General features: G+C 43.1%; 28 protein-coding genes. 11 read left to right on the top strand and 17 right to left on the bottom strand.

The annotated features are described in order from the left end of the window. Nucleotides 1-10 precede the first annotated feature (10 nt). From KXV15_RS02325 to KXV15_RS02355, 7 genes are all read right to left on the bottom strand, one after another. Entirely contained in the window at nucleotides 11-523 is a 513-nt protein-coding gene (locus KXV15_RS02325) for a GNAT family N-acetyltransferase (protein WP_240006546.1), read from the bottom strand. Continuing rightward, on the bottom strand, nucleotides 520-855 hold the full coding sequence (locus tag KXV15_RS02330) for a phosphoribosyl-ATP diphosphatase (protein WP_240006547.1): 336 nt from the start codon (nucleotides 853-855) through the stop codon (nucleotides 520-522). The genes KXV15_RS02325 and KXV15_RS02330 overlap by 4 nt, the downstream gene beginning before the upstream one ends. 2 nt (nucleotides 856-857) lie before the next feature. Then, nucleotides 858-1,637, bottom strand: a complete 780-nt coding sequence (gene hisF / locus KXV15_RS02335; RefSeq protein ID WP_240006548.1) for an imidazole glycerol phosphate synthase subunit HisF — start codon at nucleotides 1,635-1,637, stop codon at nucleotides 858-860. Beyond that, nucleotides 1,634-2,368 (bottom strand): 1-(5-phosphoribosyl)-5-[(5-phosphoribosylamino)methylideneamino]imidazole-4-carboxamide isomerase, encoded by a 735-nt coding sequence (gene hisA / locus KXV15_RS02340; RefSeq protein WP_240006549.1) that lies wholly within the window; start codon nucleotides 2,366-2,368, stop codon nucleotides 1,634-1,636. Before hisA ends, hisF begins: the two co-directional genes overlap by 4 nt. Then, nucleotides 2,365-2,988: an imidazole glycerol phosphate synthase subunit HisH gene (gene hisH / locus KXV15_RS02345; RefSeq protein ID WP_240006550.1), complete on the bottom strand. Its 624-nt coding sequence runs from the start codon at nucleotides 2,986-2,988 to the stop codon at nucleotides 2,365-2,367. Before hisH ends, hisA begins: the two co-directional genes overlap by 4 nt. Before the next feature lie 11 nt (nucleotides 2,989-2,999). Continuing rightward, nucleotides 3,000-3,587 carry an imidazoleglycerol-phosphate dehydratase HisB gene (gene hisB / locus KXV15_RS02350; RefSeq protein ID WP_240006551.1) on the bottom strand — a complete coding sequence of 196 codons (588 nt, stop codon included), beginning with the start codon at nucleotides 3,585-3,587 and terminating at the stop codon, nucleotides 3,000-3,002. 145 nt (nucleotides 3,588-3,732) lie between these two features. Beyond that, nucleotides 3,733-4,209 (bottom strand): TlpA family protein disulfide reductase, encoded by a 477-nt coding sequence (locus KXV15_RS02355; RefSeq protein ID WP_240006552.1) that lies wholly within the window; start codon nucleotides 4,207-4,209, stop codon nucleotides 3,733-3,735. A gap of 140 nt (nucleotides 4,210-4,349) precedes the next feature. Between KXV15_RS02355 and argH the strand changes: the two genes are divergently transcribed. From argH to lysA, 3 genes are read left to right on the top strand one after another with little or no spacing between them, the layout of a single operon-like run. Further along, on the top strand, nucleotides 4,350-5,756 hold the full coding sequence (gene argH / locus KXV15_RS02360) for an argininosuccinate lyase (RefSeq protein ID WP_240006553.1): 1,407 nt from the start codon (nucleotides 4,350-4,352) through the stop codon (nucleotides 5,754-5,756). Beyond that, nucleotides 5,738-5,923 carry a hypothetical protein gene (locus tag KXV15_RS02365; protein ID WP_240006554.1) on the top strand — a complete coding sequence of 62 codons (186 nt, stop codon included), beginning with the start codon at nucleotides 5,738-5,740 and terminating at the stop codon, nucleotides 5,921-5,923. Before argH ends, KXV15_RS02365 begins: the two co-directional genes overlap by 19 nt. A gap of 1 nt (nucleotide 5,924) precedes the next feature. Continuing rightward, entirely contained in the window at nucleotides 5,925-7,187 is a 1,263-nt protein-coding gene (gene lysA, locus KXV15_RS02370) for a diaminopimelate decarboxylase (protein ID WP_240006555.1), read from the top strand. An 87-nt stretch (nucleotides 7,188-7,274) separates the two neighbouring features. Here the strand turns inward: lysA and ykgO are convergent, their stop codons facing one another. Further along, nucleotides 7,275-7,409 carry a type B 50S ribosomal protein L36 gene (gene ykgO / locus KXV15_RS02375; RefSeq protein WP_240006556.1) on the bottom strand — a complete coding sequence of 45 codons (135 nt, stop codon included), beginning with the start codon at nucleotides 7,407-7,409 and terminating at the stop codon, nucleotides 7,275-7,277. A 141-nt stretch (nucleotides 7,410-7,550) separates the two neighbouring features. Beyond that, nucleotides 7,551-7,751, bottom strand: coding sequence for a DUF1674 domain-containing protein (locus KXV15_RS02380; RefSeq protein WP_240006557.1), 201 nt, complete (start codon nucleotides 7,749-7,751; stop codon nucleotides 7,551-7,553). Between the two features lie 85 nt (nucleotides 7,752-7,836). On the opposite strand from KXV15_RS02380, the gene KXV15_RS13500 reads away from it, so the two are divergent. Continuing rightward, nucleotides 7,837-9,222 (top strand): RsmB/NOP family class I SAM-dependent RNA methyltransferase, encoded by a 1,386-nt coding sequence (locus KXV15_RS13500; RefSeq protein WP_240006558.1) that lies wholly within the window; start codon nucleotides 7,837-7,839, stop codon nucleotides 9,220-9,222. A 1-nt stretch (nucleotide 9,223) separates the two neighbouring features. Here KXV15_RS13500 and KXV15_RS02390 read toward each other — a convergent pair whose 3' ends face one another. Further along, nucleotides 9,224-9,691: an Lrp/AsnC family transcriptional regulator gene (locus tag KXV15_RS02390; protein WP_240006559.1), complete on the bottom strand. Its 468-nt coding sequence runs from the start codon at nucleotides 9,689-9,691 to the stop codon at nucleotides 9,224-9,226. Nucleotides 9,692-9,819: 128 nt separating this feature from the next. Between KXV15_RS02390 and ald the strand changes: the two genes are divergently transcribed. Then, entirely contained in the window at nucleotides 9,820-10,914 is a 1,095-nt protein-coding gene (gene ald, locus KXV15_RS02395; protein ID WP_240006560.1) for an alanine dehydrogenase, read from the top strand. 72 nt (nucleotides 10,915-10,986) lie between these two features. Here ald and KXV15_RS02400 read toward each other — a convergent pair whose 3' ends face one another. Further along, a complete protein-coding gene (locus KXV15_RS02400; RefSeq protein WP_240006561.1) occupies nucleotides 10,987-11,259 on the bottom strand; it encodes an HU family DNA-binding protein in 273 nt (90 codons plus the stop codon). A 211-nt stretch (nucleotides 11,260-11,470) separates the two neighbouring features. Beyond that, a complete protein-coding gene (locus KXV15_RS02405) occupies nucleotides 11,471-12,526 on the bottom strand; it encodes a CobW family GTP-binding protein (protein ID WP_240006562.1) in 1,056 nt (351 codons plus the stop codon). Nucleotides 12,527-12,587: 61 nt separating this feature from the next. Here KXV15_RS02405 and KXV15_RS02410 point away from each other — a divergent pair, with 61 nt between their 5' ends. Continuing rightward, nucleotides 12,588-13,283, top strand: a complete 696-nt coding sequence (locus KXV15_RS02410) for a tetratricopeptide repeat protein (protein ID WP_240006563.1) — start codon at nucleotides 12,588-12,590, stop codon at nucleotides 13,281-13,283. A gap of 88 nt (nucleotides 13,284-13,371) precedes the next feature. On the opposite strand, the gene KXV15_RS02415 is transcribed toward KXV15_RS02410, so the two are convergent. Genes KXV15_RS02415 through KXV15_RS02425 form a run of 3 tightly spaced genes read right to left on the bottom strand, consistent with a single transcriptional unit; the run spans nucleotide 13,372 to nucleotide 15,917 of the window. Then, on the bottom strand, nucleotides 13,372-13,947 hold the full coding sequence (locus tag KXV15_RS02415; RefSeq protein ID WP_240006564.1) for a Smr/MutS family protein: 576 nt from the start codon (nucleotides 13,945-13,947) through the stop codon (nucleotides 13,372-13,374). A 9-nt stretch (nucleotides 13,948-13,956) separates the two neighbouring features. Next, on the bottom strand, nucleotides 13,957-15,276 hold the full coding sequence (gene mltA / locus KXV15_RS02420) for a murein transglycosylase A (RefSeq protein ID WP_240006565.1): 1,320 nt from the start codon (nucleotides 15,274-15,276) through the stop codon (nucleotides 13,957-13,959). Continuing rightward, nucleotides 15,273-15,917 (bottom strand): Tim44/TimA family putative adaptor protein, encoded by a 645-nt coding sequence (locus KXV15_RS02425; RefSeq protein WP_240006566.1) that lies wholly within the window; start codon nucleotides 15,915-15,917, stop codon nucleotides 15,273-15,275. The genes mltA and KXV15_RS02425 overlap by 4 nt, the downstream gene beginning before the upstream one ends. Before the next feature lie 162 nt (nucleotides 15,918-16,079). Here KXV15_RS02425 and secB point away from each other — a divergent pair, with 162 nt between their 5' ends. Continuing rightward, complete coding sequence (gene secB, locus KXV15_RS02430; protein ID WP_240006567.1) at nucleotides 16,080-16,571, top strand: protein-export chaperone SecB; 492 nt, start codon at nucleotides 16,080-16,082, stop codon at nucleotides 16,569-16,571. A 58-nt stretch (nucleotides 16,572-16,629) separates the two neighbouring features. On the opposite strand, the gene astB is transcribed toward secB, so the two are convergent. Next, the gene (gene astB, locus KXV15_RS02435) at nucleotides 16,630-17,967 is read right to left on the bottom strand and encodes an N-succinylarginine dihydrolase (RefSeq protein ID WP_240006568.1); all 1,338 of its coding nucleotides are present in this window, start codon (nucleotides 17,965-17,967) and stop codon (nucleotides 16,630-16,632) included. A gap of 125 nt (nucleotides 17,968-18,092) precedes the next feature. Here astB and KXV15_RS02440 point away from each other — a divergent pair, with 125 nt between their 5' ends. The 4 genes from KXV15_RS02440 to KXV15_RS02455 are packed head-to-tail and all read left to right on the top strand — an operon-like array spanning nucleotide 18,093 to nucleotide 19,802. Further along, nucleotides 18,093-18,719: a hypothetical protein gene (locus KXV15_RS02440; protein ID WP_240006569.1), complete on the top strand. Its 627-nt coding sequence runs from the start codon at nucleotides 18,093-18,095 to the stop codon at nucleotides 18,717-18,719. 40 nt (nucleotides 18,720-18,759) lie between these two features. Further along, complete coding sequence (locus KXV15_RS02445) at nucleotides 18,760-19,383, top strand: RluA family pseudouridine synthase (protein ID WP_240006570.1); 624 nt, start codon at nucleotides 18,760-18,762, stop codon at nucleotides 19,381-19,383. 12 nt (nucleotides 19,384-19,395) lie between these two features. Continuing rightward, complete coding sequence (locus KXV15_RS02450) at nucleotides 19,396-19,596, top strand: DUF4169 family protein (protein WP_240006571.1); 201 nt, start codon at nucleotides 19,396-19,398, stop codon at nucleotides 19,594-19,596. Then, complete coding sequence (locus KXV15_RS02455) at nucleotides 19,593-19,802, top strand: ribbon-helix-helix domain-containing protein (protein WP_240006572.1); 210 nt, start codon at nucleotides 19,593-19,595, stop codon at nucleotides 19,800-19,802. The genes KXV15_RS02450 and KXV15_RS02455 overlap by 4 nt, the downstream gene beginning before the upstream one ends. Here KXV15_RS02455 and recR read toward each other — a convergent pair. Further along, on the bottom strand, nucleotides 19,799-20,413 hold the full coding sequence (gene recR, locus KXV15_RS02460) for a recombination mediator RecR (RefSeq protein ID WP_240006573.1): 615 nt from the start codon (nucleotides 20,411-20,413) through the stop codon (nucleotides 19,799-19,801). The two genes, KXV15_RS02455 and recR, sit on opposite strands and share 4 nt — an antisense overlap. Nucleotides 20,414-20,633: the final 220 nt, after the last annotated feature.

The following is a 20,633-nucleotide window of genomic DNA, read 5'->3' on the forward strand; positions in this document are numbered from 1 at the left end:
CAATATAAATCTATAATTTAAGGCGCATTATACGCTCATCATCCAATGTTTTGCCGACCTGATACAGATATTTTCCGACAATCTCAAACCCTAATTTCTTATAGAAACCAAGCGCGCGCTCATTTAATGACCAAACCCCGAGAAAAAGCTCAGAAGTGGCAATGTTTTTTACATGCTGCAATAACTCATTATATAATTTGGGCGCCAAACCATTGCCCTTTTGGTCATCTGAAACATAAAAGCGGTAGATTTCAAAAGCGTCCTTGGCATAGTTTTCAAATGGAAGGCTCATGGGGCCACCAAAAATATACCCCTTTATTTCATCATCTTCCCACGCGATGCGAATAAAGTGTTCGGGTGTTTCGATGTGTTTAAGTGTTACTTCTGAATTATATTTGGCGTCAAGAAAATCTGCTAAATCCTGCGGGTCATATATGTGACCAAAAGTATCTTTAAAGCGCATTGCCATATATTGGGCAAGCTTGGGCGCATCGGTACTTATAGCAGGTTTTATTTCAATCATTTTTTGCGTGAAGCCTTTTCATCAAGCCCGCCAATGCCACGACGTTTTGCCAAAACCTGTGCCACCTCATTTAAAGATACCCCGCGTGACATTAGCGCGACGACAAAGTGGTAAAGCACGTCCGCCGCCTCGGCCTTGATTTCTTCTTTTTCACCGGCAGCGATTTCTAATGCAAGCTCAACAGCTTCTTCACCGAGTTTTTTTGCGCATTTCGCGGGACCTTTTTGTAAAAGGCTTGCGGTATATGATTTTGTTGGGTCGGCATCTTTTTTTGCATCTAAATCAGCAAATAGAAAGTCTAATGCCTGCCCCAAAGTAATTTCATCATTCATCGTTAAATAACCTTGCGAACCTCAAGGCCCGCCTCTTTTAATTTGTCACGCGCTTCGGCAAGTGTGTGTGTGCCAAAGTGGAAAATACTGGCGGCAAGAACCGCATTGGCGTGCCCTTTGGTTACGCCTTCAACCAAATGGTCAAGATCGCCCACGCCACCTGATGCAATCACGGGAATATCGACCATAGAAGTTATGGTTGAAATCAATTCAATGTCATAGCCATCTTTGGTACCATCTTTGTCCATTGACGTTACCAACAATTCACCAGCACCATTTTTCCATGCAAGGTTTGCAAATTCAATGGCATCGATTCCAGTTGGTGTACGCCCGCCATGGGTGAAAATCTCCCATTTGGGGGTTTCGCCGTCTTTACTAACGCGGCGGGCGTCAATTGCCACCACAACGCATTGTGAGCCAACTTGGCGTGATGCACGTGTAATTAAATCGGGGTCTTTAACTGCGGCAGTGTTAATTGCCACCTTATCCGCACCCGCCAAAAGCAAAGCGCGAAAATCTTCAACCGAGCGAACGCCGCCGCCAACAGTAAGCGGTGTAAAACAAACCTCCGCAGTGCGCGAAACAACATCGTAAAGAGTTGATCGCCCTTCATGCGAGGCAGAAATATCAAGAAAGCAGATTTCATCCGCGCCTTGTTCATCATAGAACTTTGCTTGTTCCACCGGGTCTCCGGCGTCACGCAGATTTTCAAACTGCACACCTTTTACAACGCGCCCATCTTTTACATCAAGGCAGGGAATTATGCGGGTCTTTAAACTCACGCGGCTGCTCCTAATGCTTCTTTAGGGTCAATCAAGCCGTCATAAAGTGCCTTGCCCATGATTGCGCCATGAATTGCGCGGTTGCCAGGGGTAATTGCCAATTTTTTCATTGCAATAATGTCTTCAACCCCTTTAAGGCCGCCAGAGGCGATAATTGGTATTGAAACGCAATTTGCCATATTTTGGGTGTATTCAAGATTGATGCCGGTTTTTGTGCCATCGCGATTGATATCAGTGGCAATAATCGCCGAAACGCCCGCGCCTTCAAAACGTTTCGCAAGTTCTTGGGCGTCGATATTGGTTGCCTCGGCCCAGCCGGAAACCGCTACTTTGCCATCAATTGCGTCAATGCCAACTGCGATATGGCCCGGGAATTTTGTGGCCGCCTCACGGACAAATTCAGGATTGCGTGCCGCAATTGTACCAAGAATAACGCGTGAAACCCCGGCGGTAAGCCAGTTTTCAATTGATTCAATATTTCTTATGCCACCACCCAATTGGATTGGTAAATCAATATTGGCACGAATGTCTTTGATAACATCAACATTAACACTATGCCCGCTTAGGGCGCCATCAAGGTCAACGCAATGAAGATATTCAAAGCCCCAATCAGAGAAACTACGCGCACGGTTAACTGGATTATCATCATAAACCGTTATCTCATCGAAACGACCTTTGAATAATCTTACTGCTTTGCCGTTTTTTAAATCAATTGCCGGATATAGTTTCATAATTTCAACCACGCTTCCAATAGTTTCAACCCGGCCTTTTGGCTTTTTTCTGGGTGAAACTGAAATCCCATAATATTGTCTTTTGCTACTGCCGCCGCAAATGTATCATCGCCATATTGGCATGTGGCGGCAATATCTTCGTTGTTATCCGTTCTAAAGGCGTATGAGTGAACGAAATAAACATCTTGTGGCAAATTATCCCACGCATTGGCAAAAACTTTGCTTCCCAAAGGTGTTACTTCATTCCAGCCCATTTGCGGAATTTTTAAATTTTTATCATTGGGTTCAAGTCTGGTCACTTTTCCATTTATCCAGCCCAAACCAGGTGAGGTTTCAAATTCAATGCCGCAATCTGCCAAAAGCTGCATCCCTACACAGATTCCAAGAAAGGGTGTTCCTTTTTTAAGAACCTTGTTTTCAAGAACTTCAACCATGCCATCAATCGCCTTAAGGCCATCCATACATTGTTTATATGCCCCAACACCAGGCAAAACGATACGATCTGATTTTGCAATTAAATCAGGATTGTTGGTAACAAAAATATCAATGTCGCAGGTTTTTGCGATTGCTTTATGAACCGAACGCAGATTGCCGTAGCCATAATCAATTATCGTAAGCATCTGTCTGTCCGTTATAAAACCCCTTTGGTCGAGGCATATTCCCCGCCAAGTCTGTCATCAATTGAAATCGCCATTCTCAACGCGCGGGCAAGTGCCTTATAGCTTGCCTCAATTATGTGGTGGCTATTTTCACCATAAAGGCTTTCAACATGTAGAGTTAGGCCAGCATTTCCTGCAAATGCGGCAAACCACTCTTTGAATAATTCAGTGTCCATTTCGCCAACTTTGTCGCGTTTAAATTCAACACGCCATTCCAAATGTGGGCGGTTGGAAACGTCAACCACGGCGCGGCTTAAGGCCTCGTCAAGGGGGCAGTAATAGTGACCATAGCGAACAATACCTTTGAAGTCGCCAATCGCTTTTTTAAAGGCTTGGCCCATTACAATTCCGGTATCCTCGACTGTGTGGTGCATATCAATGTGCAAATCACCAACCGCAGTAACATCAAGGTCGATTGCCGAATGTTTTGCGAATGCCTCAAGCATATGGTCAAAGAAACCAATGCCAGTATTGATAGTGGCATTGCCTTTACCATCAAGGTTGATTTTAACCGAAATATCGGTTTCCTTGGTCTTGCGAGTGATTTCTGCGGTCCGCAATTTCTGCTCCTGAAATGATTTGATGCGGATATAACATCTTTTTCGGTTTTGGGAATGTTTTTTTCCAAAAATGTGAATAATGCAATGTTATATTTGCACAATATCGCCAAAAGACGAATATAGACGCAAAACCTTTACCGATTACTTATTTTTTCGCGCCATATTTAATGACATCATCTAGCAAGGACCTTGCATCAACCGAGTCCCATTCAGTGGTTGACATAAGGCGGGCAACCTCTTTACCGTTTTGGTCGTAGATTATGGTTGTTGGAAAGCCTGTCACTTTTAATTCGGATGGTAATCCCATGTCGGGATCATGATAAAATTCCAATGCCCCACCGCTTAATTCTTTTAACTTTTCTTGTGCTTTGGCGGTGTCTGCTTTTTTATCGGCGCTGATGGCGATGACTTTTAAATCACCGTTTTTATAATTGTTTGCAAGCCGCCCAAGAGATGGCATTTCGCGAATACATGGCGGGCACCAAGTCGCCCAAAGATTAACCACCAATACCTTGCCTTTGTAATCATTTAAAGAATGCGAATTGCCATTTTCATCGACAAAAGTTGTCTTTGGCGCAAAACTTTCTGCTGTCGGGAATTGTAATGCTGCCAAAGCGCCCATTTTATGCCTTTTCAAACTATTGTCCGAGGTGCTAAAGGACGCTTTGTTATAAATAAAATAGATTGCAAATAGCACGGCCATAAGTATCGCGATTGCCGATAAAAATGGTAAGGTCTTTTTGGTGATTTGGGTCATAGAGCATGAATAATACAGAAATCAAACCGGATAAAGGGCAAAAAATGTGGGGCGGCAGATTTGAAGCACAGCCCGATGAAGCTTTGCAGGCAATTAACGCCTCAATCGGTATTGACTATAAAATGTGGCGTGAAGATATTGACGGCTCAATTGCGCATTCATCTATGCTTGCCGAATGCGGAATTATTAGCGTTGAAGATAAAGAAAAAATTCATGCAGGCCTAAAGCAAATCGCCGATGAAATTGCCGCTGGCAAGTTTGAATTCAAGGTCGAATTAGAGGATATCCACCTTAATATTGAGGCACGCCTTACCGATATGATTGGCGAAGCGGGAAAACGCCTTCATACTGGTCGTTCAAGAAATGATCAGGTGGCAAATGACTTTAAACTTTGGACGCGCCGCGCCACAACAAGCACAATTAAACAAATCAAAGATATTCAAAAGGTTTTGGTAAAACGTGCCGCGCAACATCATGATTGGATTATGCCTGGCTTTACCCATTTGCAGACCGCACAACCGGTAACGCTTGGTCATCATTTACTTGCCTATGTTGAAATGTTGGCGCGCGATATTAAACGCCTTGAGGCCGCCTATGAAAACGCGGGCGATTGCGTTTTGGGTTCGGCTGCACTTGCGGGAACACCATATCCAATTAAGCGTGAATTAACCGCCAAAGAGCTTGGCTTTAATGCCCCTGCGGGTAATTCGATGGATGGTGTGGCGTCGCGTGATTTTGCCATGGAGGCATTGGGCGCATTATCAATTGCGGCGGTGAATTTATCACGTCTTGCCGATGAGATTGTGTTGTGGTCGTCATCACAATTTGCATTTGCACGGCTTTCTGATGATTGGTCAACCGGTTCATCAATCATGCCACAAAAAAGAAACCCTGATGCTGCTGAATTAATCCGCGCCAAAGCGGCAAAGATTTCAAGTGCTTCACAGGCATTGTTGATGATTGTTAAATCATTGCCACTTACCTATTCAAAGGATTTGCAAGAGGACAAGGTCTTAACCTTTGGTGCGTTTGAAGATTTTTGGCTTTGCACGGTTTCCATTGCGCAAATGATGGAAAAAATCGCATTTAATCGTGAAAATATGCGCAAGGCCGCGTGTTTTGGTTATTCAACCGCCACCGACCTTGCCGATTGGCTGGTGCGAACTCATGCAATTCCATTCCGTGAAGCACATCATATAACAGGTGCGGTGGTAAAAGCAGCCGAGCAGGCGGGATATGCCGAATTATGCGATATGCCGCTTGATGAATTGCAAAAAATCGATGAACGTATAAGTATTGAAGCGAAAGAATTGCTTGTTGTCGAAGCGTCAGTGAATTCACGCCAATCATATGGCGGAACTGCGCCATCTAATGTCTTAAAGCAAATTGAAATTTGGAAAGCAAAGCTATGATGAAGAAAATCGCGGTTTTTACCCTGTTTGCATTTTGTCTATCTGCCTGTGGGATAAAAGGAAGCCTTGATACCGCACCACCAATGTGGGGCAAGGCTAAAAAAGAATATGAGGCTAAAAAACAACAAGAGCAACAACAAGAACAATCTAATCAGACAGAAAAATAATATGCGTCACTTTAATTATAAAAACGGCGAATTATACGCCGAAAATGTGCCAGTCAGGGAAATTGCAGAAAAAGTTGGAACCCCAACCTATGTTTATTCTGCCGCAACATTGCAACATCATTTTAAAGCGCTTCAGGCGGCTTTGGGTGATTTGAATGTGAAAATTGCTTTTGCCGTAAAGTCCAATACCAATAGCGCGGTTATTGCAACGCTTGCCGCGCTTGGTGCTGGTGCTGATACGGTTTCTGAAGGTGAGATTCGCCGTGCCATTCGCGCGGGTGTTGCCCCAGAGAAGATTGTATTCTCTGGCGTTGGTAAAACTGTGCGCGAACTTGAATATGCGGTTTCGCAAAATATCCATCAGATTAATATCGAATCGATTCAAGAGCTTGAAACCTTGTCAGAGGTGGCAACGCGTCTTGGCAAGATTCAAAAAATTGTTTTTCGTGTTAATCCTGATGTGGCAGCTGGTGGGCACGATAAAATCTCAACTGGCAAAAAAACCTCAAAATTTGGTATTTCAAAAGAACGTGCCTTTGAGCTTTATGCCCGTGCGGAAACATTGAATGGTGTTGAGCCTGTTGGCCTTGCCGTACATATTGGTTCGCAAATTATCGACCTTGCGCCCTTGAAGCAAGCTTATGAATTTTTGGCACAAATGGTCAAGGATTTGCGTGCAAATGGTCATAAGGTTTCACGCCTTGATCTGGGCGGTGGTTTGGCGGCAATTTATCAAGAAGAAATCGAAGGCCCAGATTTGATTGCATGGGGCAAAATTGTGCGCGCCATCATTCACCCGCTTGATGTTGAAATTGAAATTGAGCCAGGGCGTATCATTACCGCCAATGCGGGTATATTACTTGCTCGTTCAATTGTTACCAAGGAAAATGGTGGCCGCGATTTTGTTGTTTTGGATGCGGCAATGAACGACCTTGTACGTCCTGCATTCTATGAGGCATACCATCAATTGCTTGCGGTAAAAGAACCAGTAAAGGGCACAAATAAAATGCCAACCACGATTGTTGGCCCGATTTGTGAAACTGGTGATACTTTTGCCGTTGATAGATTGATGGAACCGGTTGCCCCCGATGAATTGGTGGCCTTTATGTCCGCTGGTGCATATGGTTTTTCAATGGCGTCAAATTATAATTCGCGCCCATTGGCGGCCGAAGTTATGGTCAATGGCGATAAATGGGAAATTGTGCGCCCGCGCCAAACTTATGATGAAATTTTCGGAATGGAAAAAATCCCTGATTGGAAATAATCAGGGATGGATTGAACACAAAAAATCGCCCCGAATATTATTCAGGGGCGATTTTTTATATTTAGGCAAAGCCCAAACTAGCCAGAATTAACGGCAGCAGCCTTGTTTAGCTTTAAAGCGTGGGTCAACTTTGTTGATTACCAATACTTTACCTTTGCGGCGAACCACTTGGCACGCAGCGTGGCGTGATTTAAGCGATTTCAAAGAAGATTTTACTTTCATTTTAATATTCCTAAATGGATTTCTGCCTATTGGCGAAACTTGCCCAGTGAAACTTGAAGGGGCGCAAATAACCGCCATTTCCTTATAAGTCAAGGTTAGGCAAGCAGTTTTTCTAATTAAGAGTCAGCAAAAGTGCAGATTCTAAAAATCGTGCGCAATTCCCGATTTTTCCCAATCGCCATAACGGGTCGGCTCGGCGCCACCACGACCGCCATATTCGGTTGGTCTGTCTTGGTTTGCCTGTGCATTTCGTCTTTCTTCGGCCTCCGCGAGTGCGCGTTTGGCTTCAGGAGTGAGAATTTTGGGTGCTGATTCTTCAAAAATGTCTGTGTTTTCGGTCATAAGCGACAATATATAGCAGCCTTTGCCAAAAGAAAATCATATTTTCATATTGATTTATACTTTGCATAAGAGGTAACACAATTTTGTGAAAAATAATCAAAAACCACCCTTTAGACCAAAAGCGCAGGCAGGAAACAAATCTCCTGTCGGTAGGAATTATCGTCCTGAAAAACCGCAGTTTTGCCCTGATCCGGCCCGCGATGCTGCGGCAAAGCTTATCATCAAAATTTTTGATGAAGGTAAGACGCTTGATGATGCCATGAACAGCGAAAGAAGCTTTGCCGATTTAAAAGGGCGGGACCGCGCCTTTGCTGCGGCGATAGCCAAGGATACAATTCGCTATTTTGGCCAGATTGAGATTTTGATTAATCATTATTTGCAAAAGCCATTGCATCAGGCCGCAAATTATATGCGTGCCTTGTTACGGACTGCTGTGGCACAGCATTTGGGTTCAATTGCCCCAACACATGCAATTATTGATCGTGCTGTATCGCTCGCCAAGACGAATAAATCAACCTATTCAATGGCGGGTCTTGCCAATGCTATATTGCGCAAGATTATTACTGGTACAGATAATCCAGAATTAAGTGATATTGATTTAATTCCGCTTGCGTGGCGTAATCGTTATATTGGTGCATATGGTCATGAGGCGGTGGCAAAACTTGCTATGTGTCTAAAGACCCAAGCGCCGGTTGATTTTACCATTAAGGCTGGGATTTCAGATGAGGATAAGCAAAAAATCCTTGATGAGTTTGGCGGTGAATTGATTGCTCCACATTCAATGCGGGTTAAATCATTGCCTGAACAATTTACCGAACTTTCCGCGTGGCAAGATGGCTTATTATGGGTGCAGGATGTTGCGGCATCAATCCCCGCTAAACTAATCAATGCCAAGGTTGGTGAAAATGTGCTTGATATGTGTGCGGCCCCTGGTGGTAAAACCATGCAGCTTGCCGCAGATGGCGCAAATATCACCGCCTATGACCTAAGCGATGATAGGTTAAAGCTTGTGGCGCAAAACCTTGCGCGCACCAATTTAAAGGCCAAGCTAAAATCTGGTGATGCCAAAATTCTAGTCGAAGACGCAAAGTTTGATGCAATATTGCTTGATGCCCCATGTTCGGCAACCGGTACTTTGCGCCGCAATATGGAAACGCTTTGGATTAAAAACCCGTTTGATTTACCGAAATTAATCGAAATTCAGTGTGAGTTAATTCGTACTGCGGCGGCGGCGTTAAAGCCGGGCGGGCGCTTGGTTTATGCGGTTTGTTCACTAGAACCCGAAGAAGGCGATCTTGCGGTTGCCTCTGCGCTCGAGGCAGGGCTAAAACCAGATCCAATTACCCCTGATGAGGTTCTGAATCTTGATGGCGTAATTAGTCCAAATGGTGCTGCGCGCATCATGCCTTATATGCTTTCTGATAAAGGCGGGCTTGACGGGTTTTTTATTGCGCGGTTTGTTAAACCATAGTTTAAACGTGAACCCCTTTTGCCACGGTTACTTCGCGCATTGCGATTGCTGTATTAACGCTGATAACATTTGGCAATTTGGTAAGAACTTCGCGGTGGATGCGTTCAAGGTCTTCAATATTGCGTGCACCAATCCGCAATAAATAATCGTCGCTTCCGGTCATTAGCCAACATTCAAGAATTTCCGGTTGGGTGCGCACTGCGCGTTCAAATAAATTTAGGTCTTTATCGGTTTGCGCACCAAGTTTGATAGAAACAAAAACCGTAATATTAAAGCCTAGTTTTTTGGCATCAATCACACAGGTATAATTCTTTATGACCCCTTCGTTTTCAAGGCGTTCAAGCTTACGCCTTAGGGTCGATTCGGATAATGACATCTCGTTCGCAAGTGCAGCAATGCTAATCCGTCCATTTTGCTGCATTTTTCGTAATATTCTGCGGTCATTTGCATCTAGGCTGACGGTTTCCATCATAAATCCTTTAATTTATGTAATATTCCACCGCATTTAATTGCTTTGTCAAGTCTTTTGAATGGGACTCGCCAAAAAAAACATAATAACTTCTATTGTTATAACAATAAATGTTTATGGAGAGTGCAATGAAAATTGGCGTACCTAAGGAGATTAAACCACAAGAGAGCCGCGTTGGTGCAACGCCGGAAACTGTTTCTCAATTGGTTCATGCTGGTCATGAAGTATTTGTTGAAACCAATGCTGGTGCTGGTATTGGCGTAAAAGATGATGCCTATGTCGCTGCGGGTGCAAAAATTCTCAGCACAGCCGATGAAGTTTTTGCAACAGCAGAAATGATTGTAAAAGTAAAAGAACCTCAATTGGTTGAGTGCGAAAAATTAAAGCCTCACCATATTCTTTTCACCTATCTTCACCTTGCCCCAGATCCAGAGCAGGCAAAAGCCTTGATGAAATCTGGTTGTACTGCGATTGCATATGAAACTGTGGTTGGCAAAGATGGCGGTTTACCACTTCTTGCTCCAATGAGTGAGGTTGCGGGCCGTATGGCGTCACAAGTGGGCGCGCATTGCCTGTTAAAGCCACAAGGTGGCTTGGGTCGTCTTATGGGTGGTGTACCGGGTGTTGCCCCTGCTAAAGTGGTTGTATTGGGTGCGGGTGTTGCCGGAACCAATGCCGCACAAATCGCAAAAGGAATGCATGCTGATGTAACCGTATTTGATCGTTCAAAAGCGGCGTTGGTGCGTATCGACAATTTGTTCAATGGTGCGGTAAAAACCATGATGTCTTCACCAAGTGCGGTTGAGGCGGCAGTTTTAGAAGCAGATTTAGTAATTGGTGCGGTATTAATCCCTGGTGCATCGGCGCCAAAACTTGTTACCAAAGCAATGTTGCCAAAAATGAAAGATGGTGCGGTTCTTGTTGATATTTCAATTGACCAAGGCGGTTGTTTTGAAACTTCTAAACCAACTACGCATTACGATCCAACTTATGTGATTGATGGCGTTGTTCATTATTGTGTTGCCAATATGCCAGGCGCTGCACCGCTTACATCAACATACGCGCTTAACGCGGTTACTGCGCCATATATGCTTGAGTTGGCTAACAAAGGCGTTGATCAGGCTTTGGCTGATGATGCTGGCTTTGCGCTTGGCTTGAATGTTAAAGGCGGTAAAATTGTTAATGATGCCGTTATCGAAGCCTTAAAAGCTTATGGGATGTAATAGATAATATAAAGTCCATAAACAAAAGGGGTGCCGGAAGGCACCCCTTTTTTATATAAATTTTTGAACAAATTAGTTCAAAGATTCCTTCAATGCTTTTGATGGAAGGAATTTAGCAACTTTAGCTGCAGGGATTTGCACTGCTTCACCAGTTGAAGGGTTGCGACCCATACGAGCTTCACGCTTAGAAACTTTAAATTTACCCAAAGGAGCGAAAGTAACCTCACCATCAGCTTTCAAAGTTTTTTCGATATATGCAGTTAGGGCGTCAATTGCCTTAGATGCATTTTCTTTTGTGATGCCAGTTTTCTCAGCAACTGCATCAATCATTTCTTTTTTGCTCATTAAGCTCTCCAAAAGTTTATGACACTTAAAAAGGTTTTGACACTTAATAAGTGCCGCAAAGTTTTTAGCTTGATAATATTTATCAAGTTGAAATACGCAAAGGCTGTTTGCACGTTTTCGTCAAGACAAAATGTGTGAAAATGGCGGTTTTTATTGCATTTTCTTGGGTATATGTAACCAAAAACGGGGTTTTTTTATAGATAAGGACATTTTACATTGCAACTGAAGATAAGAAGCCCGAAGTTAAAAGGTCTTTCGGTAAATTCTTACCTATGATTACCATGCGTGAATAGCGTTTCTTATTTTCCCATAAATTTCCGTAATCGGCCTCGACCATCATGTGGACGCCATTGAAAACATATTGGCGATTTTGCCCCTCGATATCGATAATTCCTTTAAAGCGCAGCATTTCCGCGCCATACATATCAATAATTTTTGACAAGAAAGCGGTGAATTTTTCTTCGCTCATTTTCTTGTCGCTTTGCAGGGCGATTGCCTCGACGCCATCATAATGATTATGCTCATGATGATGGTCATGGTCATGGTCGTGATGGTGGTGCGGATGATTGCAATGCTCATCGTGGCAATCGTGGTGATGCTCTTCTTTTGGTGGGTTGAAATACAGATTTTCCTCGTTAAGAATTTCTGGGCTAAAGCGTGATTTTCCGATGATTTTCCCGAAATCAACGTTTGAATTATCGGTTTCAATAATTTCAATACCAGAATTCATTTGACGAATTGCGGCAATACATTTTTGCTTTTGTGCGGCATCAACTTCGCTGACTTTATTTAAAATAATTAAATCAGCATAACCAATTTGGTTGCGCGCTTCTTCAAATTCGTCAAGATTGTCCAAAATATGAACGGCATCAACCACGGTGACAATTGATGCCAAATAGGATTTTCTTGCAATATCATCATCGGCAAAAAAGGTTTGTGCAACGGGCGCCGGATTTGCAAGGCCGGTGGTTTCAACAATTATTGCATCAAAGCGTGACTTGCGTTTAAAAAGTGACCCTAAAATTCTTATAAGATCGCCGCGAACATTGCAGCAGATACAACCATTATTAAGTTCGAAAACTTCCTCATCCGCACCAACAACCAAATCATTATCAATGCCGATTTCGCCAAATTCATTGACAATAACCGCAAATTTTTTGCCATTTGGGTTAGTAAGCAAATGGTTTAGAAGCGTGGTTTTACCAGCACCCAAAAAACCGGTGATTACATAGACTGGAATTTTATTTTCATTATTATTAAAAGGCAATTTACAACCTCATTGCATAAAATTAAGAAGCAAAATTAATTTTTACCTCTATATATGAATTATGAAAAACTATTTTTACCCACTTGCTGCATTAATTTTTGTTGCCACGCCAGTTTTGGCCAATGATGATCCGCCACCAAAGCATTCACCAGAGCGTATTCAGCATGATATTGAAGACAATCAGAAACTTGCTGATTGTGTGAAGCTTGCATCAACTAGCCCTGATAAAGCGTATGACGAGGCATTAAATTGGCGCATTCACAATGGTGGGCTTTTGGCAGAAGAATGTTTGGCGATGGTGAATATCGCGCGCGAAGAATATTCATATGGTGCTAAAAAATTATATATGATTGCCAATGCAACCGATGCCGGTGACAAGACAAAAAGACTTTCGCTTTTGGTTAAATCGGGAAACACATTCCTTATTGCCGAAGATCCCGAAAACGCAAAGCGCGCGTTTGATGATGCTTTGGCAATTAAGGGCGATGATGCAAATATTTATGTTGACCGCGCCCGGACATATGCAATGTTGGAAAAATGGGATGCGTCCGAAACTGACTTAACACAGGCTATGAAGCTTGGCGGTGAATTACCGTTTGCATTACGTCTGCGTGCCGAAACCAGATTGCAACAAAAAAATTATAGTGGGGCCGAGACTGATATTAATCGCGCCATTGAATTAGAACCAAAAGAGGTTGATAATTATGTGGTTCGTGGCCGTGTTCGTGAGGCAAAGCGATTGGGGCATGCGCCATAAAATTACCACTCCCGCCCTCGCGCTTCGCGCTCACTTGGTCGGGTAGGCAAAGCGGGAAATAATTTTTAAAAAACGTGGTTTTCAAAAATTATTTACTTATTTTTTGTTTTAGGCGGACGTAAAAAGCGCCTGATCCACCGTGTTTTTGGTTGGCTTCGGATACACCGGAAATAAACGGGCGAAGGTCGGGGGTGTTTAACCAATCGCGTAGTTTTTGCCTTAAAACCCCGCGTTGTGATGGAGCGAACATATCAAAAGGCTCGTGTTTATGGTGTGCAATCTCAACACCCTTACCGGTTATAACCAAAATATTACGATAATTTTGCGACAATGCCATTAGGATAAAGCCACGAAGACGTTCTTGGGCCACCAATTGTGTCATGCCATGTAAATCAATTGTGGCATCAATCTCTAAACGGCCGCGTCTTATCCTTTTTTCATTTCCAATATCAGCAACAGGGGCTGATATTTTTTTTGTTACGACCTTTTTTGTCGTTATAGTCGTGATTGCTTTTTTCTTGGTTGGTTCTTCTTTAAATTGAGGTTCGGTTGGAATTTTTGCTTCTAATTCTATAAGTTTGTGATGCGCCTTGCCTTTTAACCCTTTGGTGGTTTTACCCACCTTGTGCCATAATTTTGCTTCTTCGGGTTTAAGCGGGCGCATCCAAACCCCCTATTTTTTGGTGGGATCCAAGGTGTTTGGTAGCAATACCCACCAATCAGCCTCATGATTAATTCGACCTGCGGCAAAGCCTGCCTCGTCGCCGGTTCCATAATATAGGTCACCGCGAATTGGCCCTTTGATTGCCCCACCTGAATCTTGGGTAATTACAAGGCGTGTCAATGAATTTTCAATGCTGTTACCAAGTGCCGAGGCATTGGCAAAAATGAAAATTGGAACGCCATAAGCATGGATTGACGGGTCAATTGCCAGCGAACCACCGGCAACCAACGGCACACCTTGCGAACCTTTTGGGCCGTCCGCAGGGTTTTTAATTGCCTGCAACTCAAAGAATGTGGTGCGCGGGTTTGCATTCATCACGCTTCTGGCATCATTTGGCGCCGCTTTTTCAAACCATTTAGTAATGTTGTCGGCCGATGCTTGGCTGGCTGGTAATTCGCCGCGTTTTATAAGTTCACGCGCGACAGAACCAAACGGCTGCCCATTGGTTGCCACAAATGCGGCGCGCAATTGTTGACCATTATCTAATAATAGACGACCAGATCCTTGTATTTGCAGTGATAATGCCTCGCCCATTTTGGTCCAGGCAATAATAGGGGCATTAGAAGAATTAATTTCACCACGCGCGCGATATGGAATGAAATTATTGCCATTGATACGTCCAACAATTTTTTTGCCCGCCAATGATGGGTCAAAATCAGATAGGTTGATGGTGATTAAATCCGATGGCTTGCCATATAATGGCTCGTTGTAAACACTGGTTTGATTTAGGCTTGCGTGTAAAATCGGCTCAAAATAAGAGGTTAATTTACCGCGTCCGCCATTTTTCGCACTTAAACGCCAAGGGGTAAAGTTGTTTTCAAAAAATGCACGGGTTGAAACATCTGGGTTATTTGCAAGAGAACAAACAGGTTTCCAATCAGCAACTTTGCCAGCATAGGCGATTTTTTCACCAAGATAATAGGCGTCATTACGCTTTACAAGAACTGCACATGAATTGCGGAATGCCTGTCTTGCTGCCTCTAAATCTGTATCTGACCAGTTGGGAAGGTCGCCGAAACCCATCCGAGCAAATGCAATCTCGCCATTCGCTTGTGGTGCGGTAACTACATTGCTTGGCGGGGTATTGGTCGGTGTGCTTGTAACCGGTGGTAAGGTTGGCAGGGTTGGTATGCTGCCTGCTTGGTTGTTTGGCGGGTTGTTTACAGGATGCGAAACTTCGCCCGTGCTAACACACGCGCCAAGACCAAAGGCAGTAAATAAAGCAAGTAATGAAAGGCGGCTTTTGTTGGTTAATGTTTTTATTTTCACGCTGGCTCCACGGCAATTAGTTTCCAAATCGGGTTTTTAGAGCCAAGATTACGCTCAAAACTCCAGATTTCGTTAACGGCCCGTGGTTTTGCATTTGATTCGGTTAATGTAGATTGAAACAAAACGTCAATCGTTGCGATTTTGCCATTTATTGAAATGTCTTTAATAGTTGGCGTTAAAAGGCGGATAATATCGATTTTGCCGCCACCTGTTGCCCGTCTTGCCTCAATTGCCGCTTTGTATGCGGTGAAAACATTATCGCTCAAAAGTGGTTGTAATGTGTTTTCATCACCGGTTGAAAATGCAGTGATAATGGTTTCATAGGCGCTATAAGCCTGTGTGGTAAAGTTTTGCGGGTCAAAACTATTGTCATAACGCACAATCTCAAGAATCTTTGGTGCAAGATCCCCATATTGCGAAAATGTTGGCGCAACATATGGCTTATCTTCACCCAAAGGCGGCATCAATGAAGGGTGTGGGGCAATTTCTTTTTGCTCTGAAGTGTCGTTATTTCCAAAGGCGTCTGGCTTGTTTTGACCATTGTTGACAAATGGCGGCGGTGCACCACGGTTTTGACCCAAAACCTGATATAAACGCGCAATAACCAACAAAGCGACAACCGCAAAAAATATAATTTCCACTTTTTTACCTTTCTTTGAGTCCAACATAAGGATTGTTGACCCACTTCTCAAGTTATAATTATGAAATTAGGTTTTTTTATGTTTGCCTAATTGCCCATAATACTTGCTCTTGATAAAAAAATGTTCTAGCTGAGGTCGCACCAGAAAAAGGAAAACCCGAAAATGTCTGACGAAAACCAGCCAATCGAAAATGGCGCTGCCCCAGAGGCTTTGCAAGCTGTCCCTTCGGTTCATGTTCTTGCACAATATATTAAAGATTTCTCTTTTGAGAACCCAAATTCACCGGCATCTTTGCGCGAAGGCGCGCAGCCAAAAATCGACCTACAGCTTGACGTAAGCGCACGCGGTATGGAAGATCCATCAGTTTTTGAAGTTGATCTTAAAATCAATGCAAAAAGCGAACGTGAAGGTCAGGTTCTTTTCGTAACTGAACTTGTTTATTCAGGTTTGTTCCAATTCAACAACATTCCGCAAGAAAACCTTGAGCCTATGTTGCTTATCGAGGCGCCGCGCACTTTGTTCCCATTTGCACGTCAAATCGTTGCTGATGCAACCCGCAACGGTGGCTATCCGCCATTGATGATTGACCCTATGGATTTTGCAAGCCTTTATATGGCGCAACGCCAAGGTCAACAAGACGTTGGCAATGCGTAATTTTAACGCCAAATATTAAATTTAAAAAGGCACTTCAGACCGAAGTGCCTTTTGTTTTTTATTTTTGAAAATCGTAAAAATTAGCGCCCAAATGCATAATTTTGGTTAGTTCATCAAGGGCGGCATAATTATTTTCAAGCAATGAGAAATCGCCCAAATCTTCTGGCAAAAGTGTTTCTGGATAATATTTATCTACCCAATTAACAAGGTCGCTATAAAGCCCTTCATCAAGCATTACGCGCGCCTTGATTGATTTAATATCCGCCTCATCCATAATCACGCGAAGGCGTAAACATGCCGGCCCGCCGCCATTATTCATACTTTGGCGAACATCAACATATTCAACCGCACCAATCGGGGTATTGCGGGTAATTAATTCATCAAGAAACTTTTTAACCGATGGGGTTTCATAACATTCCATTGGTGCAATGATTGTCATACGTTCCCCGGGCTTTGAAAGAATTTGCGTATTGAATAAATAGCTTTTGATGGCATCTTCAATTGGAACATCATTATTATCAACCCGAATGAAAACCGGCTCAAAGTCACATTTTTGGGTTATTTCACGTTTTAAAGCCTCTTCATTTTCAAATGCAAATTCATGATAAAACAAAACATTTTCATTGGCACTTGCAACCACATCATTATGGAATGCGCCGGCGTCAATCGCCTGTTTTGATTGGCGTGTGAAAATGGTTTTATCAATATTAATTTGGTGATTACGTGCGATTGCTTCAAAACTTTGCATGGTTTGGCGTGCCGGAAATTTTCCAGAATAGCTTTCAAAGCCATCACGACCATAAACAAAAATTTCGACACCTTTTTCACCATGTGATTTTGACATACGCATGAAATTTGCCGCACCCTCATCGGCAAACAGGCTTTGGTTGGGTAATGGGTCATGCACCATAAAGCGGGCTTCATCACAAAATATGGTCCTAAGCATTTTTGTGGTTTGCGCCGCCTCTAACGCACGGTGAGTGTTTGTGATTAAATTGGCGGGCGTGAAGTGGGTTTTGTTATCTTTGCAATCATATTTCGGTGAAATTGTTCCGGCATTTGCCGCCCACATTGATGACGCGGCAGAAATATTTGCAAGCAGGCGTTTATCTTGAGCGGCGTGTTGTAATAATTGCTGATTATTACCGTTAAAACCAAGTTTATTGAGTATAGGAAGGAACGGGCGTTCTTGGGGCGGGAGAATACCCTGTTTGTAGCCCAATCTTGCAAGATGCCATGCCTTCGCAAGCCCTTGTTTGGCTGCGTTTTTTGGGCTTGCTGGTTTTGCCTTATTATTTGCACTAGCAATATTACCGAAACTAAGGCCGCCATAATTATGGGTCATACCGATAAGGCCATCAAAATTTACTTCGCCATAAAATTCATTTCTTGTCATTGGTTTCCTCTTGGCAGCATTCTTATCGAGCCTATTTTTAAGGTCAATATAAACTGCCACAAACATTGGCGCACTCTTTGCAAATATTAGGGCAAATATGTGGTTGCAAAAAAGGATTTTGAACTATGCGTACCAAATTGGGATATATTTTGCCATTTTTATTGATTGCCACACCGGCATTGGCGCAAAATTGGTCATATAAACCTGCCCCTGGTGAATGGTATGTGCCATCTGCGAATGCGCATCGTGACAATATTCCGGAAACTACTGCACCAGTTGCAACAGAAGTTAAGCAAGACAAAGCAACGGCAAAGAAAAAAACAAATCCAATTGCGGCGCGCAAAGAAATGGCCGAAACCACCAATGATGTTTCGGATTGGCAATCAGTATATGGCCAGAAAAATGGTGAATTTTCACAAGACGCAATAAAAATTGATGATAAAACCGAAATCCGCAAGGCTAGCCAAATGGCGCAAAATAGTGTGGGGCTTCAAAAGGCATTAAGTTGCGCTGCGTCATTACAAATTGCGGCGCTTGCCGCCCCAGATTGGTCTGCTGAGCCAGGCGTTGCACAGGCAACCAATTTATGGCTAGAGCGCGTCTTTACCGAGGCCGACACCGCAGGGGTTGCCGGTGATAAAGTAAATGACATGGTTAAACAAGAAATGGATAAACAAACCAATGATGCGGTTTCTAATCCACAAAATTTAAACAAACGGGCCTTTGATTGCGCCACCAATATGCCAAGCTAGTTAATATTGCGCTTTGCAGTAAAATCTCCTAAACGGCTTTATGCTAAAACCCGCGCTTGATATAATTTTTAATGACGATGCAATAATTATTGTCAATAAACCTTCTGGACTTTTAAGCGTTCCTGGCAAGGCAGAAGATAATAAGGATTGCGTTGCATATCGAGCGTTGGAATATTTTCCCGATGCGTTGGTTGTTCACCGCCTTGATATGTCCACCTCTGGGCTTTTGGTTTTGGCGCGCGGGCTTGTGCCATTACGTCGGATTTCGCGGCAATTTGAAGATAGAAAAGTTTCCAAAAAATACATCGCCCTTTTGCATGGTGAATTGGAGCACGATGAAGGCATAATTGATGCGCCATTAATTGCTGATTGGGAAAATCGACCACGGCAAAAGGTTGATTATGAAATTGGCAAACCAAGCCTTACTAAATATCGGGTTTTATCACGTGAAAATAATGTTTCACGGGTTGAGTTTACACCAGTAACGGGACGCAGCCATCAATTAAGGGTGCATTCAATTCATATTGGACATCCAATTTGTGGTGATAAATTTTATATTGGTGAAGATGGTTTTGATCGCCTAAAGCTTCATGCAACTTATATTCATTTTGCCCACCCAATGACAGGTGAAAAAATATTTTTTGAATCCCCAGCACCATTCTGATAGAATGTAAAAATGGCAGAGATAATAAATCTAAAACAATTCAAAAAACAAAAAGCGCGCGAAGAAAAAGAAAAAAGCGCGCAAAATAATCGTATTTTATTTGGCACACCAAAATCTTTAAAAGACACCGCCAAAAAGCAGAATTTGCTTGAGCAAAAGCGGCTTGAAAGATTAAAACTAGATCAAGAAAAATCAGATGAGGGTGATGAATGATGCCCCTTTTGAAAAAATCATTCACTCTTGAAGGTCACAAAACCTCGGTCGCATTGGAAAGCGAGTTTTGGGAAATAATCCTTGGATATGCCGCCAAAAATAATCAATCTTTGGCCAGCATAATAAGTGATATTGATTTAAACCGTGGTGCAGAACCATTGGCAAGTTCGTTACGGCTGTTTTGCCTCAAAATTTTGCGTGATTAAACTTCACGTCGTGCCTTTAATGCCGCCATCAATGTGCCATCATCAATATGGTCTAGCTCACCACCTATTGGCAAGCCATGTGAAAGGCGGGTAACCTTTACCCCCTTATTTTCAAGAACTTCAGCAAGGTAATGCGTGGTCGATTGCCCGTCAATTGTTGCCGAAAGCGCCAAAATTACTTCGTTAATCTTGCCGTTTTCAATGCGTTCAATAAGTTGCGGAATGCGAAGGTCGCTTGGGCTAATGCCGTCCAGTGCATTTAATAAACCACCAAGCACATGATATTGCCCACGGAACCCGCCCGAACGTTCAAACGCCCATAAATCTGCAACATCGGCAATTACGCAAAGAACATTATGATCGCGTGTTTCATTGCTGCACACCGCGCAAGGATCAGAGGTATCAAGATTACCGCAAATCCCACAGGTGCAAACCTCATCATGGGCTGCCTGCATGGCGTCAATTAATGGTGCAAGCAAAACATCACGCTTTTTCAAAAGCTGTAACACCGCACGGCGTGCCGATTTAGGTCCAAGACCTTGGACCTTTGATAGGATATCAATCAGCTTTTGTAATTGTGGGCTAATATTATTACGAGACGTTCCAAACATATGATTGCTATGCCTTAATTCGTTTTGCTTTCAAAGTGGCTTTGACAATTGGCTTAAGATTTGCTTAACCTTGATTAATAATTGGTTAAAGGTGCGTTTTGATACATTTTGCACAACATCTAATGGAAGTATTAACCCAAAGTCTTGGGCCGCTTTGCGTTTTGTTTGCGCCAACCATTGCGATTGAAAAACACCTTAAAAAAGCTATTGAGAAGCATCA

It is taken from the genome of Pseudaquidulcibacter saccharophilus (assembly GCF_019455445.1).
Lineage (GTDB): Bacteria > Pseudomonadota > Alphaproteobacteria > Caulobacterales > Aquidulcibacteraceae > Pseudaquidulcibacter > Pseudaquidulcibacter saccharophilus.

Excerpts from the sequence above, each read along its gene's own strand:
- KXV15_RS02355 (WP_240006552.1), bottom strand. The coding sequence starts at position 4,209 with ATGGGCGCTTTGGCAGCATTACAATTCCCGACAGCAGAAAGTTTTGCG.
- KXV15_RS02380 (WP_240006557.1), bottom strand. The coding sequence starts at position 7,751 with ATGACCGAAAACACAGACATTTTTGAAGAATCAGCACCCAAAATTCTC.
- recR (WP_240006573.1), bottom strand. The coding sequence starts at position 20,413 with ATGTTTGGAACGTCTCGTAATAATATTAGCCCACAATTACAAAAGCTG.
- KXV15_RS02410 (WP_240006563.1), top strand. The coding sequence starts at position 12,588 with ATGAAAAACTATTTTTACCCACTTGCTGCATTAATTTTTGTTGCCACG.
- ald (WP_240006560.1), top strand. The coding sequence starts at position 9,820 with ATGAAAATTGGCGTACCTAAGGAGATTAAACCACAAGAGAGCCGCGTT.
- secB (WP_240006567.1), top strand. The coding sequence starts at position 16,080 with ATGTCTGACGAAAACCAGCCAATCGAAAATGGCGCTGCCCCAGAGGCT.
- hisA (WP_240006549.1), bottom strand. The coding sequence starts at position 2,368 with ATGAAACTATATCCGGCAATTGATTTAAAAAACGGCAAAGCAGTAAGA.
- argH (WP_240006553.1), top strand. The coding sequence starts at position 4,350 with ATGAATAATACAGAAATCAAACCGGATAAAGGGCAAAAAATGTGGGGC.
- lysA (WP_240006555.1), top strand. The coding sequence starts at position 5,925 with ATGCGTCACTTTAATTATAAAAACGGCGAATTATACGCCGAAAATGTG.
- hisH (WP_240006550.1), bottom strand. The coding sequence starts at position 2,988 with ATGCTTACGATAATTGATTATGGCTACGGCAATCTGCGTTCGGTTCAT.
- KXV15_RS02390 (WP_240006559.1), bottom strand. The coding sequence starts at position 9,691 with ATGGAAACCGTCAGCCTAGATGCAAATGACCGCAGAATATTACGAAAA.
- KXV15_RS02330 (WP_240006547.1), bottom strand. The coding sequence starts at position 855 with ATGAATGATGAAATTACTTTGGGGCAGGCATTAGACTTTCTATTTGCT.
- KXV15_RS02440 (WP_240006569.1), top strand. The coding sequence starts at position 18,093 with ATGCGTACCAAATTGGGATATATTTTGCCATTTTTATTGATTGCCACA.
- ykgO (WP_240006556.1), bottom strand. The coding sequence starts at position 7,409 with ATGAAAGTAAAATCTTCTTTGAAATCGCTTAAATCACGCCACGCTGCG.
- KXV15_RS02445 (WP_240006570.1), top strand. The coding sequence starts at position 18,760 with ATGCTAAAACCCGCGCTTGATATAATTTTTAATGACGATGCAATAATT.
- KXV15_RS02415 (WP_240006564.1), bottom strand. The coding sequence starts at position 13,947 with ATGCGCCCGCTTAAACCCGAAGAAGCAAAATTATGGCACAAGGTGGGT.
- KXV15_RS02455 (WP_240006572.1), top strand. The coding sequence starts at position 19,593 with ATGATGCCCCTTTTGAAAAAATCATTCACTCTTGAAGGTCACAAAACC.
- KXV15_RS02325 (WP_240006546.1), bottom strand. The coding sequence starts at position 523 with ATGATTGAAATAAAACCTGCTATAAGTACCGATGCGCCCAAGCTTGCC.
- KXV15_RS02400 (WP_240006561.1), bottom strand. The coding sequence starts at position 11,259 with ATGAGCAAAAAAGAAATGATTGATGCAGTTGCTGAGAAAACTGGCATC.
- KXV15_RS02450 (WP_240006571.1), top strand. The coding sequence starts at position 19,396 with ATGGCAGAGATAATAAATCTAAAACAATTCAAAAAACAAAAAGCGCGC.
- astB (WP_240006568.1), bottom strand. The coding sequence starts at position 17,967 with ATGACAAGAAATGAATTTTATGGCGAAGTAAATTTTGATGGCCTTATC.